Origin of the sequence: Pedobacter sandarakinus (genome assembly GCF_026240095.1) — a bacterium.
GTDB lineage: Bacteria > Bacteroidota > Bacteroidia > Sphingobacteriales > Sphingobacteriaceae > Pedobacter > Pedobacter sandarakinus.
Window position 1 is genome coordinate 510,663 of sequence record NZ_JAPIVG010000004.1, and the last position, 17,717, is coordinate 528,379.

15 protein-coding genes are annotated in these 17,717 nt (G+C 38.8%); 13 read left to right on the plus strand and 2 right to left on the minus strand.

Annotated elements, in window-relative coordinates; all coding sequences use genetic code 11:
• Positions 1–37 precede the first annotated feature (37 nt).
• From OQ268_RS13695 to OQ268_RS13750, 12 genes are all read left to right on the plus strand, one after another.
• A complete protein-coding gene (locus tag OQ268_RS13695) occupies positions 38–985 on the plus strand; it encodes an outer membrane protein assembly factor BamD (RefSeq protein WP_265856814.1) in 948 nt (315 codons plus the stop codon).
• Between the two features lie 3 nt (positions 986–988).
• Positions 989–1,315 (plus strand): DNA-directed RNA polymerase subunit omega, encoded by a 327-nt coding sequence (locus tag OQ268_RS13700; RefSeq protein ID WP_265856816.1) that lies wholly within the window; start codon positions 989–991, stop codon positions 1,313–1,315.
• A gap of 79 nt (positions 1,316–1,394) precedes the next feature.
• Positions 1,395–2,591: a bifunctional phosphopantothenoylcysteine decarboxylase/phosphopantothenate--cysteine ligase CoaBC gene (gene coaBC, locus OQ268_RS13705; protein ID WP_265856817.1), complete on the plus strand. Its 1,197-nt coding sequence runs from the start codon at positions 1,395–1,397 to the stop codon at positions 2,589–2,591.
• Entirely contained in the window at positions 2,591–3,475 is an 885-nt protein-coding gene (gene porD / locus OQ268_RS13710; protein ID WP_456153994.1) for a type IX secretion system protein PorD, read from the plus strand. The genes coaBC and porD overlap by 1 nt, the downstream gene beginning before the upstream one ends.
• A 310-nt stretch (positions 3,476–3,785) precedes the next feature.
• A complete protein-coding gene (locus OQ268_RS13715; RefSeq protein ID WP_265856821.1) occupies positions 3,786–4,157 on the plus strand; it encodes a BlaI/MecI/CopY family transcriptional regulator in 372 nt (123 codons plus the stop codon).
• An 86-nt stretch (positions 4,158–4,243) separates the two neighbouring features.
• Complete coding sequence (locus OQ268_RS13720) at positions 4,244–6,133, plus strand: M56 family metallopeptidase (protein ID WP_265856823.1); 1,890 nt, start codon at positions 4,244–4,246, stop codon at positions 6,131–6,133.
• A gap of 97 nt (positions 6,134–6,230) precedes the next feature.
• Positions 6,231–7,883 (plus strand): DNA repair protein RecN, encoded by a 1,653-nt coding sequence (gene recN, locus OQ268_RS13725; RefSeq protein ID WP_265856825.1) that lies wholly within the window; start codon positions 6,231–6,233, stop codon positions 7,881–7,883.
• Positions 7,884–7,919: 36 nt separating this feature from the next.
• Positions 7,920–8,672, plus strand: coding sequence for an energy transducer TonB (locus tag OQ268_RS13730; protein WP_265856826.1), 753 nt, complete (start codon positions 7,920–7,922; stop codon positions 8,670–8,672).
• Positions 8,673–8,698: 26 nt separating this feature from the next.
• Positions 8,699–9,937 (plus strand): carboxypeptidase-like regulatory domain-containing protein, encoded by a 1,239-nt coding sequence (locus tag OQ268_RS13735; protein ID WP_265856828.1) that lies wholly within the window; start codon positions 8,699–8,701, stop codon positions 9,935–9,937.
• A 59-nt stretch (positions 9,938–9,996) separates the two neighbouring features.
• Positions 9,997–11,238: a carboxypeptidase-like regulatory domain-containing protein gene (locus OQ268_RS13740; RefSeq protein ID WP_265856830.1), complete on the plus strand. Its 1,242-nt coding sequence runs from the start codon at positions 9,997–9,999 to the stop codon at positions 11,236–11,238.
• A gap of 216 nt (positions 11,239–11,454) precedes the next feature.
• Positions 11,455–12,516 carry a PA0069 family radical SAM protein gene (locus tag OQ268_RS13745; RefSeq protein WP_265856832.1) on the plus strand — a complete coding sequence of 354 codons (1,062 nt, stop codon included), beginning with the start codon at positions 11,455–11,457 and terminating at the stop codon, positions 12,514–12,516.
• Positions 12,517–12,557: 41 nt separating this feature from the next.
• Positions 12,558–13,451 (plus strand): ATP-grasp domain-containing protein, encoded by an 894-nt coding sequence (locus OQ268_RS13750; RefSeq protein WP_265856834.1) that lies wholly within the window; start codon positions 12,558–12,560, stop codon positions 13,449–13,451.
• A 15-nt stretch (positions 13,452–13,466) separates the two neighbouring features.
• On the opposite strand, the gene OQ268_RS13755 is transcribed toward OQ268_RS13750, so the two are convergent.
• Both OQ268_RS13755 and OQ268_RS13760 read right to left on the minus strand, forming a co-directional pair.
• Positions 13,467–13,985: a CAP domain-containing protein gene (locus OQ268_RS13755; protein ID WP_265856836.1), complete on the minus strand. Its 519-nt coding sequence runs from the start codon at positions 13,983–13,985 to the stop codon at positions 13,467–13,469.
• 174 nt (positions 13,986–14,159) lie between these two features.
• Positions 14,160–16,712, minus strand: a complete 2,553-nt coding sequence (locus OQ268_RS13760) for an ATP-dependent Clp protease ATP-binding subunit (RefSeq protein ID WP_265856838.1) — start codon at positions 16,710–16,712, stop codon at positions 14,160–14,162.
• Positions 16,713–17,411: 699 nt separating this feature from the next.
• On the opposite strand from OQ268_RS13760, the gene OQ268_RS13765 reads away from it, so the two are divergent.
• Positions 17,412–17,693, plus strand: coding sequence for a hypothetical protein (locus tag OQ268_RS13765; RefSeq protein WP_265856839.1), 282 nt, complete (start codon positions 17,412–17,414; stop codon positions 17,691–17,693).
• The last annotated feature ends 24 nt before the right edge of the window (positions 17,694–17,717 follow it).

Here is a 17,717-nt window from a genome sequence, read left to right on the forward strand (position 1 = left end):
TTATTGATGTTATCGTATTATTAATTATCTTTGCAGAATGTTTAAAGTTAAACACCTAATTGTCTTTATATTTATCGCCGCTTTAGGTATTGCGGGTTGTAAGAGTCGTTTCGAGAAATTGAGAGCGAGTAACGACGTTGCCAAAAAATACCAGGAGGCGCTTCGTTTATATAATAAGAGGGATTATAGTAAAGCATTGGTTCTTTTTGAAGATCTTTCTCAAAAGTACCGTGGACGTGCCGAAGCTGAAGATCTAAACTATTACTACGCTTATACACTTTACAGGTTAGGCGATTACACTACGGCAAGATATCAATTTAAGAGTTTTGCAGATACTTACCCAGCGAGTAAAAATGCAGAGGAAGCAAGGTATATGAGCGCCTACTGCTACTACCAGGAATCCCCAGCATTTTCTTTGGATCAGGAAAACACTTACAAGGCAATTGATGCACTCCAGCTTTTTATAAATTTATATCCCACTAGCGATCGGGCTGCAGCTGCAGGAAAATACATTACTGATTTAAGGGGTAAATTAGAAGATAAAGCTTTTGAAAATGCCAAAATGTATTTAACAACCGGTCCGAGTAATGTAGACAACTACCGTGCTGCTGTTATTGCATTAAAAAATGCACAAAGGGACTATCCGGATATTAAATATGCTGAAGAGATGGATTTTTTAATGATTAAAGCACAGTATCTATATGCAAAAAATAGTTATGTAATTCGCCAGGAAGATCGTTACAATGAAGCTATTGCACTATATACCGAGTTCACTGAGAATCATCCGGAAAGCGCATTTACGAGAGAAGCTAAACAACTAAAGCAAGATGCTGAGGCTGGAATTGTAGCTACGAAACAAGAACTTGCATTGTACGCTGCTGATCAGGAAAAATACAGGCAAATGTTGATTAGAACAGGTAAGATTAAAGATACCGTTTCTGTGAAACCAATAGATGCTGATAACACAAATATTAAAAATAATTAATACATGAATACGAACAAACCTGCTGTACCAAATACTACAGTTACCAGAAACGTACACGATTTAGACAGAACAACTGATAATTTGTACGAATCTTTAGTTGTGATCGCAAAGAGAGCAAATCAAATTTCGAACAACGTTAAAGAAGAGCTTCACGGTAAATTAGCAGAATTTGCATCGAGCAACGACAATTTAGAGGAGATTTTCGAAAATCGTGAGCAGATTGAAATTAGCAAGCACTATGAGCGCATGCCTAAGCCTGTTTTAGTTGCCATGGATGAGTTTTTGAATGGTAAAGTTTACCATAGAAATCCATCTAAAGAACAAAAATAATTAGCCTAACGCGTGGCGTTAGTGCAGAGCGTTTTTTATGCATACACGCTACGCTGCATCTATAACTGCCTTTGCTTAAATGCTTAAAAACAAAAATATAATCCTTGGCGTTTGCGGTAGCATTGCAGCTTATAAATCGGCTTTTTTAGTACGATTGCTGGTCAAAGCTGGTGCAAACGTTAAGGTTATCCTCACTCCTGATGGCGCAAACTTTATTACGCCACTCACCCTAGCTACGCTTTCTAAAAACCCCGTTTACACTCAATATTTCGAAGAAGAAACAGGGGTATGGAGTAACCATGTAGAGTTAGGCCTTTGGGCAGATTTAATTATCATTGCACCAATTAGCGCCAATACCCTCGCCAAGCTGGCCACTGGTATTTGCGACAACCTGCTAACCGCAGTATATCTATCTGCGAAGTGCCCTGTCTACGCTGCTCCGGCAATGGATTTAGACATGTGGAAACACGAAACTACGCAAACAAACATCAATAAAATTATCGCATACGGCAATACAATTATTCCACCAGGAAACGGAGAATTGGCGAGTGGACTGCACGGCGAAGGCAGAATGGCAGAGCCTGAAGAAATTGTATCGTTTCTCGAAAATGTACTTCAAAAATCGATGCCTTTATTTGGTAAAAAGGTAATCGTAACTGCGGGTCCAACTTACGAGGCTATCGATCCTGTGCGTTTCATAGGCAATCATTCATCTGGCAAAATGGGCTTCGCCCTCGCAGATGAACTGGTGCAATTGGGTGCCGATGTTACCCTAATTGCTGGTCCAACTGCGCAGCAAGCAACACAAAACCTTAACAGGATTGATGTGGTAAGTGCCCAAGATATGTACGAAGCCTGCATAGGTTTATTTTCTAAAGCAGATATTTGTGTAATGTGTGCTGCAGTTGCCGACTACCGACCAAAAGTAGTGGCCAACCAGAAAATAAAAAAACAACAGAGCAGCTTTCTACTAGAACTGGAGAAAACAACTGATATCCTGGCTACACTAGGCGCACAAAAAGCACAAAACCAGCTGCTGGTAGGTTTCGCCCTCGAAACAAATGATGAAGAAAATTATGCCAAAGGAAAGCTACAACGAAAGAACCTCGACTTAGTAATACTTAATTCATTGAACGATAAAGGTGCTGGATTTAAATCAGATACCAATAAAATTACTATTTTTAACAAAGCATTTGAACGCACAGTGTTCGAAACCAAATCGAAGAAAGCTGTGGCTAAAGACATCTGCAATGCTATTTTAAAAGAAATGAAATGATGAAGAAAATCTTTTGTTTGTTAATTTTGTTGGGCTTAGGAAAGTTGCATGCGCAAGAACTAAATCCCCGAGTAACCCTACTGGCTCCGCAGGTTTCCAACATTAATAAACCTGCTTTAGATGCACTTCAAAAAACCATTAGAGATTTCTTAAGTAATAACAAGTTTACCAACGAAAGCTACAAGCCACAAGAACGCATTGAATGTAGCTTCATTATCACCATCAACTCCTGGGATGGGGGATCCAATTACGCGGCAGAAGCACAGATTCAAAGTAGCAGACCTGTTTTCAATAGCTCTTACAATAGCACCATGCTAAATTTGAGCGACAAAAATTTTGATTTCAACTACAATGATGGCGCTACGATAGATTTTTCCGATCAAAATTTTATTTCCAACATCAGTGCCTTACTAACTTACTATGCCTATACCATTATTGGGATGGATAAAGACAGTTTTGGCAAAATGGGCGGAACACCTTACTATAAGAAGGCACAAAACATCATTAATTTGGCGCAGGCATCTGGCAATACCGGTTGGAAAGCCGCCGATGGGTTGCGTAATCGCTTCTGGTTCAACGAGAACGTACTTAATCCAATATTCAGTGAGCTTAGAAATTTCATCTACAGCTATCACCTCAATGGTTTGGATCAGTTAACTGATGCCAATAAAGGTTTAACACAAATTGTAGCTGCCCTACCGGCTTTGGCACAAATGGACAAGCAAAAACTAGGCTCTATTTTCCCTAATGTTTACTTCGCATCTAAGGCCGAGGAAGTTACTAATGTACTTACCAAACTGAACCAGCAAGAGCGATTAAAAGCATACAATATGCTTGCAGAGATAGATCCTGCCAACATCGGCAAGTACGAAGGATTAAAGTAATAAGCTGATCCCACAATTAACATTTCCAATTTATAGTAAAGCAATGCTTGTTTTCCAATCAGCGTAAGCCCTACTTTACGCTCATACGCCTGCAGGCCTTAGCCTCGGGGCCGGTATCCGCTGCAATTAGGTTTATCAATTCAGAAGATTTCTCAGCAGAAACACCCCCATCTTGCAACCGCTGCATAGGCAGCCTTAAAATTAAAGTGTCTGTTAACCAGTAGATTAGTTAAATTTTCGTTAAGATATTTCATTAATACGAATATCTTCGTACATTTGATTACGAAATATTTCGTACAACTTGTAACATATGAATAATAATAATATCAAACCAACAGAGGGAGAAATGGAAATTTTGCAGGTGCTATGGCAAAATGGACATGCAACAGTAAGAGAAGTACACGAAACGCTAAATAAAAAAGATGCAGGCTACACTACCACCCTAAAATTAATGCAGATTATGCATGAAAAAGGTATGGTTGAGCGAGACACTAATCAGAAAACGCATATCTACAGGGCAATTGTTAATCAGGATAAGACAGAAAAACAATTGGTTACCAAAATGATAGATAACGTATTTAACGGTTCGGCGGCGAGATTGGTGATGCAGGCACTAGGTAATCATCGAGCCAGTGCAGACGAAATAGACGAAATTAAGAAATACTTAGACAGCCTAAAGTAGTCCTTAGTTCTAAACTGGAAAGTACAGGGTTAAAATCTCTGAAAAATAATAAAATTAAAGCATTCGATAACAATTGAACCACCATTATGGAAACTTTATTACAACATTTTATTAATGCATTTGGCTGGAGTATTTTAAACTCCCTATGGCAAAGTGCTGTCGTTTATGGTATACTATTCCTTACCCTGTTTAGTCTGCCAAAGCTCGCCGCTAAGCACAAACACAATCTCGCTTTCGGTGCTATCTTGCTTATGTTTGCCGCTTTCGCTTATAATCTAATAACAAAAATTAACCTGGCTATACCCAAACAGGTGGTAAATGAGCAATTAACTCAGGCACAATTTCAACAGTACTTTAATAACCTACCTGAAAGTTTCAGTAGCAGAGCAGAGCGATATTTTCCTATTGTGGCAGTATTTTATGTTATTGGGATATTGCTTCAATCGCTTGTTATTTTGAGAGGTTACCAACAGCTATCCCGCTTTAAAAAAGAAAGCCTGACTGTAATACCCGAAGAATGGCAACACATTTTCGAGCGGGTATCTGCCAGGCTAAACATTAAAAAGTACATTCAATTTCATATATCAGCAATTGTAAATGTGCCGGTGGTGATTGGTTATTTTAAGCCCGTTGTGTTATTCCCAATCGCATTGGTTAACCAACTAGATACCGACCAGGTAGAAGCTATCTTAATCCACGAACTATCACATGTACGGAGAAACGATTTTTTACTTAACCTGATCAAAACAGCCATAGAAACACTATTATTTTACAATCCGTTTGTTTGGTTAGCTGGTCGGTTCATTCACATTGAACGCGAACATGCCTGCGATGATTTGGTACTAAAGGTTACAGGTAAGCCACTAAATTATGCCCATGCCCTACTTAAATTAGAATTGTTAAAAGACAAAAATAGCCCTGCATACGCCCTGGCAGCAACAGGCAAAACCCAAAATCTTTATCAGCGAATTAAAAGAATAACAAATATGAAAACGAACTACCTAAATGCAAAGCAGCAAATGGCTGCCCTAACCCTTGGTGTGGCCTGCTTGTTTTCTATTGCATGGATCAATCCGGCAACAAAAAAACAAATTAAGCATACCCCTAAAGAAAAGCACACCAAAATCGAGTTGAAAATAACCAACCCTGAACCCGTTATCTATTTAGACACCAATAAAAAGCGCAAAATAAAGATTGTTACTATTGATGCTAATGGTAAACGTACAGAGTATAACTCTGTAAAGGACATGCCAGATAGCGTGCGCAAGGATTTTTATAAAGAAGAATTGTTCGGCAACAAAAATGTTTTGCGCATCAATCTTGATTCTAACCTCAAATTCAAAGATTCGCTTTTTCGGATTAAAATAGACCAGCAATTTAATTCGCCTGAGGCGCAGGCAAAATGGAAAAAAATGGGTGAAGAAATGGCAAAAAAATTCAACTCGCCAGAGGAGCAGGCCAAATGGAAGAAATTCGGCGAAGAAATGGCCAAGAAATTTAACTCCCCCGAAGCACAAGCTAAATGGAAAAAGATGGGTGAAGACATGGAGAAAAAATTTAATTCACCAGAGGAGCAAGCGAAGTGGAAAAAGTTTGGTGAAGATATGGCAAAAGAATTTGGTTCCGAAGAAGCACAAGAAAAATGGAGAAAAATTGGTGAAGACATGGAAAAAAAGTTTACTTCGCCAGAATTCCAGGCACAAATCGACATCGTCAGGGCTAAAGCGTTAAAAGAGGTAGCAATTGCAAAACGAGGAATAGCAATTGAAAACCTATCCAGGCGCAAAGCTGATTCTCTACTAAGTATAAATGGCGAACTTTTGAGCAGCTCTGATGGCCGCGTGTTATACCTGAATGATAATTCGAACAGCAATTTAAAACAAAGCGCAGAATATAAAAAGTTAAAGAATAAGTTCGACAAGGAAGTGAGCGCACTGAAACAAAAAATGGAAAAAGCGAAGAAAAAGAATCAATAATTTACCAAACTAACTACAAGCAACAGCGGGGATTTTTCTCCGCTGTTGTTGTTTTGAAGCCTAGGTAAGATAACTTTTTAGTATTTTCGCTCTAGTTATGCTACAAAAACTTTCTATTCGTAATTACGCATTAATCGATAGCCTCGATATCGAATTTGACAAAGGCTTAAACATTATCACGGGTGAAACAGGTGCAGGAAAATCCATTATTTTGGGTGCCCTTTCCCTTATACTGGGCCAACGGGCAGAAAGCAAGTACTTTTTTAACCAAGATAAAAAATGTGTAATTGAAGGAAATTTCTTGTTAGCCGATGAGAATTTGAAAGAAATATTTGAGGAGAACGATCTGGATTTCTCAAACGAGAGCATCCTGCGTAGAGAGATTTCCATAGATGGCAAAACCAGATCTTTCATCAATGATACACCTGTAAATCTTTCTATCTTAAAGCAAATCGGAGAAAAGCTGATTGATATTCACGCACAACAGGCCACTCGGGAAATTAATGATGCCGACTTTCAACTACTTATCGTAGACTCGCTTGCCGATCACAAGAGCCTGTTATCGACTTATAGAAAGGACTATAAAAGGCTAAAACAAGAACATGTCAGGCTTAAAAAACTTGTAAACGATGCCAATGAAGCCAAAAGCAAACAGGATTACGAGCAATTTCTGTTTAATGAATTGGAACAGGCAAACATTAAGCCCGAGGAACAAGAAACGCTTGAACAGGAATTGGAAAGGCTCACCCACGCCGAAACCATCAAAAGAGGTTTAATTACCGCAGCAGGAATGCTCTCTGAAGGTGAACCCTCGGCGCTCCAAATTTTGAAAGAAGCACAATTGCAACTGCAGGGAATAGAAAAATTTGATCCTGCAATCAATACCTTATACGAACGATTAAAGTCGTCTATTATAGAAATTAAAGATATTGCTGATGAGGTAGTTGCTATGGACGAAAACACTATCCATAGTGCAGATCGCTTGGTGTTAATTAATCAAAGGCTTGATTTGTTTTACGCATTGCAGCAAAAGCATCGCGTAAGCAATAATGAAGAACTCTTGTCTATTCAAATGCAACTGGAGCAAAACCTCAATGCGCTTCTATCATCGGATGAAAATATCGAGTCTTTGCAAAAAAATATTGCAGAACTGGAATCGTCGTTATCTAAATTGGCGGGCACCATAAGTAGTAATCGGAGAAAAGCAATTAAAGTGGTAACAGCGCAAACCAGCAGTACTTTAAAACAAGTGGGTATGCCTAATGCTCAACTGGTACTTAACCAGCAAACGCTGACTGATTTGAGTAAAGATGGCTTAGATCAAATCGACTTATTATTTACCGCAAACGCTGGTCAGGCCCCTGCGCCTGTAAGCAAAGTAGCATCAGGAGGTGAATTATCGAGATTAATGTTAGCCATTAAAGCTTTATTAGCCAAACACACCTCACTTCCAACCATTATTTTTGACGAAATTGACACAGGGATATCAGGCGAAACAGCTTTGAAGGTTGGTGAAGTAATCTCCAATCTGGGATTGGATATGCAAGTGATTTCCATTACGCATTTACCGCAAATAGCGGCTAAAGGAGAGGCGCACTATTTTGTTTATAAAAATGATGAAAAAGGAAAAACCACAACTGGAATAAGAAGATTGCAGCAAGAAGAACGAGTTGGTGTAATTGCTGAGATGTTGAGTGGCAAAAATCCCGGAACCTCCGCAATGGAAAATGCAAAAGAATTATTAAGTTAGGTTTGTGGAAAGAGTGATGTATTTCATCATCATTACATGATAAAGAAAATTCTTTCCTATCTTCTCTTATTTATGTTCTTTAGTGCAAAAGGGCAAAAAGTTGATGATACCCTTGTCACATTTATCGACACCATCAATGTTCATGGTCAAGTTATCAACCTAGTGGGCAAACCTCTAGCAGATGTAACAGTTGTCTATGGAAATGATCAATCTGTTAAGACAGACAGTGCGGGGTACTTTTATCTAAATGGTGTCAATCCCGTAGAAAGATTAATTTTTGATTCGCCAACAGGAAGAACCTACTTTACAAATAAAGGGAGCAGGTACATCTTAATAAAGCTAAACCCGAATCCAATTACCGCAATTAATGCAAGTAATGATCAGGTATTTATCAACGCTAAAAAAATCAAAGAAAAGCCCAGGTACAAACAAGTGACAATCATTCAGAAAAATAAAACCTACAATTTTGATGGCGGGCTGTTTATGGGCGAAAAGCAGGCTGAATATGCCGGAGGCATGATCAAGTTTTATGCCTTTATAAATAAAAATTTAGTTTATCCCGAACTTGCAATACAAAGTAGCATTGAAGGATTAGTGACCGTATGCTTCGCGATTAATAGCGCTGGATATCCCGAAGACTTTAGTGTGATAAACGATCTTGGTTATGGCTGTGCAGATGAAGTAATAACGGTACTAAAGTCAATGGGCCGCTGGAATCCGAAAATATCGAATGGCAAGCCTTTGAAAGCGCAATTTACCCTTAACATTCCCTTCAAATTAATTGATTAAATCGTAATAAACTATTAACTTAGTTTATGTTTTGGAGGATTGGTTTGTTTATTTTGGTATTTGCAGGACTTGTTACCTTCAAAATAAATGCTCAAACCACCTCCATATCTGGTATCATAAAAGATAAAAAAGGCGAAGTTTTACCTGGAGCTGGTATCTACGTTAGCGGTTACAAGATGGCGACAGTAGCCGATGAAGATGGAAAGTTTAGTTTGCGATTGAATCCCGGTAATTATGATTTACTAATCCAGCTCATAGGTTTCAATCCACAAACTAGAAATGTGCTTGTTGCAGATAAACCGATAAAAATAGAAATAGTACTGGAAGAAAGCATTATTCAGCTAGCAGAAGTAACGATCAAGCCAGATCCCAATCGCCAATACTATGTAAATCTTTTTCGAGAGTTCTTCATCGGCACCACGCCGAACGCCAAGCAATGTAAAATGATTAATCCCCAAGTTCTTGATATTGATTATGATAAGGTAAATAAAAAGCTAACCGTAAAAACCAACGAGTTCTTAATTATAGAGAATGAGGCTTTAGGCTATAGAATCAAATATTTGGTGAAGCTTTTTGAGTGGGATAGTAAAACCAACATTATCTATTATGAGGGGTTTCCAACATACGAAGAGCTTACAGGTTCTGAAAGAAAGAAGAAAATCTGGAGAAAGAAAAGACAAGTTGCATACCTGGGCTCGCCACAGCATTTTTTTAGTTCTTTATACCGCAATACACTCACAGCCGAAGGATTTATAGTTAACAAGCTAGTGAATAAACCGAATATAAATCGGCCGGCTGATAGTACCATTGAAGCCAACATAAAAAAGCTTACCCAAAAACAGTTAAGTAGTACCGGAAGAATTTCCATCGGCATGAATGATGATTCATTGAGTTTCTGGATCAACCAAAAACGACAACCTAAAAACATGTCAATATTGAACAGGGCCACAGTTTTACAGGATACGCTGGTCAAAACAATTAACAAGTCTATCAAAAGCATAAATTTTACCGACAACTTGTATATTATTTATACCAAGGAGAACGAAGCTCGAGAATATGCCAACCTACTGAATGCATCGCTATCCAGGCCTCTTGATATGGGTGATTTTGAGATTTCGTTGATTACCTTGCAAATCGCACCAGTTTATTTTTATGAGAATGGTGGAATATATGATCCCCGATCTATGCTTTTTTCGGGCTACTGGGCATGGGAAAAAATTGCAGACAGCGTACCAATGGATTATACACCAAGCGAACCGGAGTAAAATGTTAAAAAACGCCAATCACCGTTATAATATTCTGGCTTTTGGTTACATTCGCCTGCATGTTTAAAGGCCTGCTGGCGATTTTATTATGCGTAATAATGTGGGGGCATTCCTCCGCCCAAGGTACCTTTTCCATTAGCGGGATCGTCCGAGATAAGAAGGATGGATTACCAGGTGCTAGCATTTATTTGAGTGGCTATAAAATGGCAACGGTTGCAGATAATGATGGTCGATTTAAACTGAGTAACCTAAAACCTGGAAGTTATAACCTGTTGGTACAAATTGTTGGTTATCTCCCCTACTCCAAAAGCGTAATTATTGAAGATCAATCTGTTACTGTAGATTTGGTACTTAAAGAAAATGTTGCACAGCTAGATGAAGTGATTATTAGGGCCGACCCGAATCGGCAAAAATATATCAATCAATTTAAAGATTTTTTCATTGGCAAAACTCCAAATGCCTTGCAGTGCAAAATTCTTAATCCCCAGGTTTTAAATGTAGATTTCGATGTAACCAAAAGCACGTTAACTGTTTCTACTACAGAATTTCTAATTGTCGAGAATAAGGCACTAGGTTACCGCCTTAAATACATGCTCGATCATTTTGAGTATAATTCCAGAACACGCATCATTTACTATTCTGGTCATCCATTTTTCGAGGAGTTGAAGGCAAGCCCTGCCAAGAAAAAGAAATATATTGCGGCAAGAGAAATTGCCTATTACGGCTCGGCACAGCACTTTTTCCGGTCGTTGTATGCAAATAGAACTAAAGAAGAAGGATTCATCATTAATAAAATGGTAAAAGTTCCCAACCCAAACCGTTATCCTGAATATGTCATCAATACCAATCTGGAGAAAATTAAGACGCTGCCCGAAAAAACTGGCGTAAGAAAAACAGCTGGGAAAATTGATACTGCATTATTAGCCTTTTGGACAAAACAAAAAGAAATGCCCCGAACGATAGACAAATTCTCTCGTGCCGAAGTACTTACAGATACGCTGGTGCATCATTTCAATGAAAACCTAAAGTTTGTCAGCTATACTGATGCCTTACTTATTCAATACACAAAAGAAAAAGAATCTTTGGCTTATTCTAAAACAGGGTTTTGGGTTTTCAGGCCGTTAGACGTTCCGGAAAATGAAATTTCGGTAGCCAATCTGATGAGTGAGGGTGTTCGTTTCTATGAAAATGGTGGTATTTACGATTCCAGATCTCTTTTATTTGAGGGATATTGGGCATATGAAAAAATTGCAGATCTTGTGCCTATGGATTACGTTCCATTGCCTAAATCATCAAATTAAAGCTGTCTGCTTTCATCTTGCCCAAATGCGAGAAAGTGTTTAATGGAAACGATGCATAAAATCAACAGGCTACCATTGCGCCAAACAATTTTTTTTAGAGACAAGTTGTGGGTTACCATTAATAAACTATGGTTATTAGTTTCTATTTTTTTCCAATATAATTCGATCTCATCCCTACATAAATACTAATTTTTTTAGTATTTTTAACCTATAATTATGGATGGAGAGAATAAATATTTTAAAGGGCGTGGCGCACAGATTAACCCTCATAACCGGTTTTTGGAGGACGTTTATGTTAAAGAACATGATGAAGGTATTGATGATTGGGAGGAGAGTGACCGAAAAACTGCGTTTATCTTTGAGCATTCTAAAACCATCGTAAACAAGGTTGATAGCCCCGATGTGGGCATGGCTTATTCTTTAAATCCCTACCAGGGCTGTGAGCATGGTTGCACCTATTGTTATGCTAGAAATACCCATCAGTACTGGGGCTACAGTGCAGGGTTAGAATTCGAAAGAAAAATCATTGTAAAAAAAGACGCACCGGCGCTATTCAAAAAGTTTCTGGAAAAAAAGACCTGGGATGCTTCAACGATTTCGCTTTCTGGAAATACCGATTGCTACCAACCGGCCGAAAGGAAATTTAAACTCACCCGTCAGGTTCTAGAAATTGCGCTTGCGTACAAGCAACCGATAGGTATGATTACTAAAAACGCTCTGATTTTGCGTGACCAGGATATTTTGCAGGAACTTGCTAAATTAAAGTTATGTGCCGTATACATATCTATCAATAGCCTAAATGAACATCTGAGACAAGTAATGGAACCGCGAACCACTACTGCGAAACAAAGGTTGAGGATAGTAGAAACATTGAGCAAGGCTGGAATTCCAGTGGGTGTGTTGGTTGCTCCAATCATCCCGGGGTTGAGCGACCATGAAATACCAGGCATTTTGAGGGAGGTTGCTAATGCAGGAGCAACCCGGGCAGGCTACACGGTTGTGAGACTCAACGGTGCCATTGGTCAAATCTTTGAAGATTGGCTAAGAAAAAATTTTCCAGATCGATTCGATAAGGTTTGGCACATGATTCAAAGTTGCCATGGAGGAAATGTGAACGATAGTAGGTTTGGCGAGCGGATGCGTGGAGGCGGAAATATTGCAAAAATGATCAGCGATAATTTTAAACTCCACTGCAAGCTAAACGGCTTAAACCTTAACCGCATCGATTTAGACCATTCTCAGTTTAAAGTACCAAGCGAGCAAATGTCATTATTCTAGAAATATTTGCCAGATGCCTGAATAAAACATAGTTTTAGCTGATGAATATTGCATTGGTAAGCTACCTAGACAAGGGAAAATACAATAGTACAACGGTAGAAGAAGAAGACGAAAAGCTTTTAGCATTTTTAACCGCAAAAGGTTTAAACATCCAAATGGTAATCTGGAACGACCCTTCGGTAAACTGGGACAATTTTCAAATTGCCATCTTAAAATCCCCATGGGATTACTTCGATCTTTTTAGCGATTTTGTTTGCTGGCTTGATTTAATGGAACAGAAAAAGATCAAACTACTTAACCCAATTGAGGTAGTACGGTGGAACATGGATAAGCATTATCTCAAACAGATTGCAGAAGCAGGATTAGCTATTGTGCCCAGCATATTCTTAAACAAAAATACCAACGTAGATTTGGCTAGCTACCTGCTTCATTTTAATACGGATAAACTTATCGTAAAACCTTGTATTAGCGGAGGCGCAAAGAATACTTTCAAAGTAACGGCTGAGCATGTTACTGCTCTAAACGAACAGCTTAACAAACTTTTAACCGAAGAAGATTTTATTGTCCAGCCTTTTCTACCTGAAATTTTGGATCAAGGTGAATGGTCCTTCATATTCTTTAACGGTAGATTTAGCCACGCGTTAATTAAACAGGCTAAGCCCGGAGACTTCCGTGTTCAGCCCGCATTTGGAGGATCCGTTCATCCTCAACAGCCCACGAAAGAGCTGATCGATACCGCGGCGCAGTATGTAAATCATTTTGCTAAAGGCTGCCTGTATGCCCGGGTAGATGGAACATTCGTGAACGACAATTTCCTCCTCATGGAACTCGAGCTCATAGAACCTTTTCTATTCCTGAACACCGATCAACAGAACTACGAAAGGTACTATCAGGCGCTAATGAAGTTACTATCGCCTGAACGTGATTACAAATAGTGAGCTGTACAAGATTTATTTAGAAGCAAAAACTTGTGTCCAAAATGTACCCGATTTAGCCGCTCCCATTTCTTTGAATGCGCCATTCATGATATTTCTACAATGACCTTCGCTTTTGATCCAATCGTTAAAAACCTGGCTTTCAGAAGTTTGCCCTTGTGCAATATTTTCACCTGCAGTTTTCCAAATGTAACCAGCTGCGGTAATGCGTTTGCCCACATCGTCTCCATTAGCAGATTCGTGTTGCATCTTATTTATCGACTCCATATACTTGCTTTGTGCAATAGCCGCCGAAGCTAAATTAGCATTCCACGTTAATGCAGAAACTGGCGGCATTAAAGTAGCACCACAATTACAGCCAGCCAAACGAGTATCGTTTACGAGTTTAAGCAGCGCATCATTATTGATATTGGTATTGGTTTCTAATTTCGGCACTATGAGTGTAGTTTCTGCACTAGCACTACTACTACTTTTTTTGCAAGAAATGGCCATGCAAGAAATTGCCAAACATACGATCGGGACAAAAGTTTTCATTAGTTGGGTTGATTTATACAGCAATATAACTGGAAGTTTTGCAAGTTCAACCAATCCACGAAAATATTGTAAATAATTAATTGAGGTTTGATGCAGTTTGGATGATCAAAATCTGTAAAGCGTCTGTTCTCGACAGCAAAAAAAAACTCCCGATTTACAATCGGGAGTTTAAAGCTATTTGCTTGATGAATCTTCTTCCTTTTCAGGTGTTTCTTTTTTTGCTTCACCCTTTCTATGGTTAACAGAGATGAGCTCTGATGTTTTATCGTAATCAATCTCCAAAACATCGCCTTCAGTTAATTCGCCTTTAAGAATTTCTTCGGCAATTGGGTCTTCCAAATATTTTTGGATCGCACGTTTCAGCGGCCGAGCCCCAAAGTTGCTATCAAAACCTTTTTCAGCTATATATTCTTTTGCATTCTCTGTTAAGGCAATTTCATAACCTAGAGTATGTACACGGCCAAATAATGCTTTCAACTCGATATCGATAATACTAAAGATCTCATCTTTTCCTAAGCTATTGAAAACAACCACGTCATCTACACGGTTTAAAAATTCCGGTGCAAAAGCACGTTTCAATGCGCTTTCTATCACACCACGACTATGCGACTCTGCCTGATTTGTTTTCGCTGAAGTAGAGAAACCAACACCTTGACCAAAATCTTTCAATTGGCGTGCACCAATGTTCGAAGTCATAATGATGATTGTATTTCTAAAATCAACTTTACGTCCTAAACTATCTGTTAATTGCCCTTCATCTAATACTTGTAATAAAATATTGAATACGTCTGGATGTGCTTTCTCAATTTCATCGAGCAAGATTACTGCATAGGGTTTTCTTCTAACTTTTTCAGTTAATTGTCCACCTTCTTCGTAGCCTACATATCCCGGGGGCGCTCCCACTAAACGAGATACCGCAAATTTCTCCATGTACTCACTCATGTCGATTTGAATCAATGAATCATCACTATCAAACATGAAGCGAGCTAACTCTTTCGCCAACTCAGTTTTACCAACACCCGTCGGACCTAAGAATATGAACGAACCTATTGGTTTTTTCGGATCCTTCAATCCTGCTCTTGTACGTTGTATGGCCTTTGTTAATTTTTTAATGGCATCATCTTGTCCAATAATCTTCTCCGCAACCTTATCGTACATATTCAAAAGCTTCTGACTATCGGTTTGGCCAACACGTTGAACCGGAATACCAGTCATCATTGCTACCACCTCTGCCACGTTATCTTCAGAAACTTCATAACGTTTCGTTTTAGTTTCTGCTTCCCACTCTGCTTTCGCCTTATCCAGTTCTTCAATTAAGTTCTTTTCTGTATCACGAAGTTTAGCCGCCTCTTCGTATTTCTGGCTACGAACAACTTTATTTTTCTCTAACTTAATATCCTCAATTTTCGCTTCAATATCGATAATATTCTGTGGAACGTGGATATTGGTTAAATGAACCCTCGATCCTGCCTCATCTAAAGCGTCAATCGCTTTATCGGGTAGAAAACGATCTGAAATATAGCGGGAAGTTAAAGTAACACAAGCCTGAATAGCCTCATCGGTATACGTTACACCGTGATGTTCTTCGTATTTATCTTTAATTCGTGTTAAAATTTCTACCGTTTCATCTGGCGTAGCTGGCTCCACCATAACTTTTTGAAAACGACGGTCTAAAGCGCCATCTTTCTCTATATACTGGCGATACTCATCTAAAGTAGTTGCACCAATACATTGTATCTCGCCTCTAGCCAAAGCCGGTTTAAACATGTTAGATGCATCAAGTGAACCAGAAGCACCTCCTGCACCAACGATGGTATGGATCTCATCAATAAATAAAATCACATCTGTAGATTTCTCCAGTTCATTCATCACCGCTTTCATACGTTCTTCGAACTGTCCACGGTATTTGGTACCCGCAACTAACGATGCTAAATCTAAAGTTACAACACGTTTGCCGAAAAGCACACGCGATACCTTACGTTGCACAATACGCAATGCTAAACCCTCTGCAATTGCGGATTTACCAACACCCGGTTCACCAATTAAAATCGGATTGTTCTTTTTCCTACGAGATAAAATTTGAGAAACCCGCTCAATTTCCTTTTCTCTACCAACAATAGGATCTAAACGACCTTCTTCAGCAGCCTTAGTCAAATCACGACCAAAGTTATCTAGAACAGGTGTCTTCGATTTAATATCTGAAACCTTTTTAGGCGTGCTAAAGCTTTCTTCCTCACGATAGTCATCATCGCCCCCAGTTGAGGCACTGTTAGAAATATCGTCTCTAAAACCATTCTTATTCACTTCTACCTCCTGTTTAAAAACATCGTACGTAACGCCATACTGTAATAATATTTGCGATGCAATGTTATCATCGTCTCTTAAAACCGATAGTAGCAAATGCTCTGTACCAATTAAATCGCTTTTGAATATCTTAGCTTCTAAGTAAGTAATCTTTAAAACTTTTTCTGCCTGTTTCGTTAATGGGATATTACCTAAGTTAACTGTAACACTCGAAGTTCCCCTAACGGCATCTTCAATAGAGCGGCGCAATTTACCAGTATCAACCCCTAACGATCGTAAAATTTTTATGGCCATGCCATCGCCTTCGCGTATGAGGCCCAATAATAAATGCTCGGTTCCGATGTAATCGTGTCCTAAACGGAGCGCTTCCTCCCTACTAAAAGAGATTACATCTTTAACCTGTGGTGAAAATTTTGCTTCCATAATACCTTTCTTAACAGCTACGTCTCTAAACTATAAAATAAATTATAAAAAGAGATGGTGCTGTTTTCTTTATTTTATCAACAATTGCGCCATCTGGGCAATTAAACCGCTTTCTACACAACTATGTACCCTAAAATTAACTTCGGAATATGATGTATAAAAAGTTCATATTCATAATATTTACCTACGTAATCTGCTTTATAAAGGATTTGAAAGCACATTATAGACATCTATTTTTTCAAGCCAACGGCATTGTCGGTTTATTGTAAGTATTTTCAACACTGGTTACACTGACAATTTGTATCCATTTCTGAACCTAATTTACAATTTTTGACAGAATTTTTAAAGCATCGTGCCATCAATCTATTTTGTGGCCTTTCTTTACGAGGATTAAATCGCTAATGCCATATATCATCAACGCTGATTTTTTATTTATTGTTTTGGAAAAGCAGTGTTTGTGAAACGATTAGCGTTAGCCCCGCTACCGTTGCAAGTCCGTTTGTGTGAAAAACACAATCCGGGCTTTACACTTGTATCGGGTTTAGATGGCTAGTTTCAGCACATTTGGCAACGTAAATTCCACCGCCCTAATTTTTTTTATTCCTATAAAATCTGCCATCAGCTTTATCACGTATATGCATGCGAAGTCCCGAACTTTTGACAACTATAATGGCATCATTTTACAAAAGGCTTTTTATTATGATTTTTCTGCTTCTGGCTGTTGCCGGCAGAATTACCATATACGCTATGCCGATTTCTAAAATTGCCAAGGAAATCTTCAAAACCAACCCGATTGAAAAATCAGATGGTACTGAAAAACAAGACACCTTATCAGAGAAGGAGAAAATTGCTGATGTTGTCTTAAGTCTCGCAAGCACTTTGGAGTGCCAAACCAGCAGCATTGCCAGTGTAAAAAAACAAAACCGCAAATTTGTGGTCATCAACTGCGATCTACCGATCCCGGAGCAGCCGCCTAAGTAAGGGCCTTCTTTCCCATTTCAAAAC

Excerpts from the sequence above, each read along its gene's own strand:
- OQ268_RS13715 (WP_265856821.1), top strand. The coding sequence starts at position 3,786 with ATGAATAATAATAATATCAAACCAACAGAGGGAGAAATGGAAATTTTG.
- porD (WP_456153994.1), top strand. The coding sequence starts at position 2,591 with ATGAAGAAAATCTTTTGTTTGTTAATTTTGTTGGGCTTAGGAAAGTTG.
- OQ268_RS13740 (WP_265856830.1), top strand. The coding sequence starts at position 9,997 with ATGTTTAAAGGCCTGCTGGCGATTTTATTATGCGTAATAATGTGGGGG.
- OQ268_RS13720 (WP_265856823.1), top strand. The coding sequence starts at position 4,244 with ATGGAAACTTTATTACAACATTTTATTAATGCATTTGGCTGGAGTATT.
- OQ268_RS13760 (WP_265856838.1), bottom strand. The coding sequence starts at position 16,712 with ATGGAAGCAAAATTTTCACCACAGGTTAAAGATGTAATCTCTTTTAGT.
- OQ268_RS13695 (WP_265856814.1), top strand. The coding sequence starts at position 38 with ATGTTTAAAGTTAAACACCTAATTGTCTTTATATTTATCGCCGCTTTA.
- coaBC (WP_265856817.1), top strand. The coding sequence starts at position 1,395 with ATGCTTAAAAACAAAAATATAATCCTTGGCGTTTGCGGTAGCATTGCA.
- OQ268_RS13765 (WP_265856839.1), top strand. The coding sequence starts at position 17,412 with ATGATTTTTCTGCTTCTGGCTGTTGCCGGCAGAATTACCATATACGCT.
- OQ268_RS13730 (WP_265856826.1), top strand. The coding sequence starts at position 7,920 with ATGATAAAGAAAATTCTTTCCTATCTTCTCTTATTTATGTTCTTTAGT.
- OQ268_RS13745 (WP_265856832.1), top strand. The coding sequence starts at position 11,455 with ATGGATGGAGAGAATAAATATTTTAAAGGGCGTGGCGCACAGATTAAC.
- recN (WP_265856825.1), top strand. The coding sequence starts at position 6,231 with ATGCTACAAAAACTTTCTATTCGTAATTACGCATTAATCGATAGCCTC.
- OQ268_RS13735 (WP_265856828.1), top strand. The coding sequence starts at position 8,699 with ATGTTTTGGAGGATTGGTTTGTTTATTTTGGTATTTGCAGGACTTGTT.
- OQ268_RS13750 (WP_265856834.1), top strand. The coding sequence starts at position 12,558 with ATGAATATTGCATTGGTAAGCTACCTAGACAAGGGAAAATACAATAGT.
- OQ268_RS13755 (WP_265856836.1), bottom strand. The coding sequence starts at position 13,985 with ATGAAAACTTTTGTCCCGATCGTATGTTTGGCAATTTCTTGCATGGCC.
- OQ268_RS13700 (WP_265856816.1), top strand. The coding sequence starts at position 989 with ATGAATACGAACAAACCTGCTGTACCAAATACTACAGTTACCAGAAAC.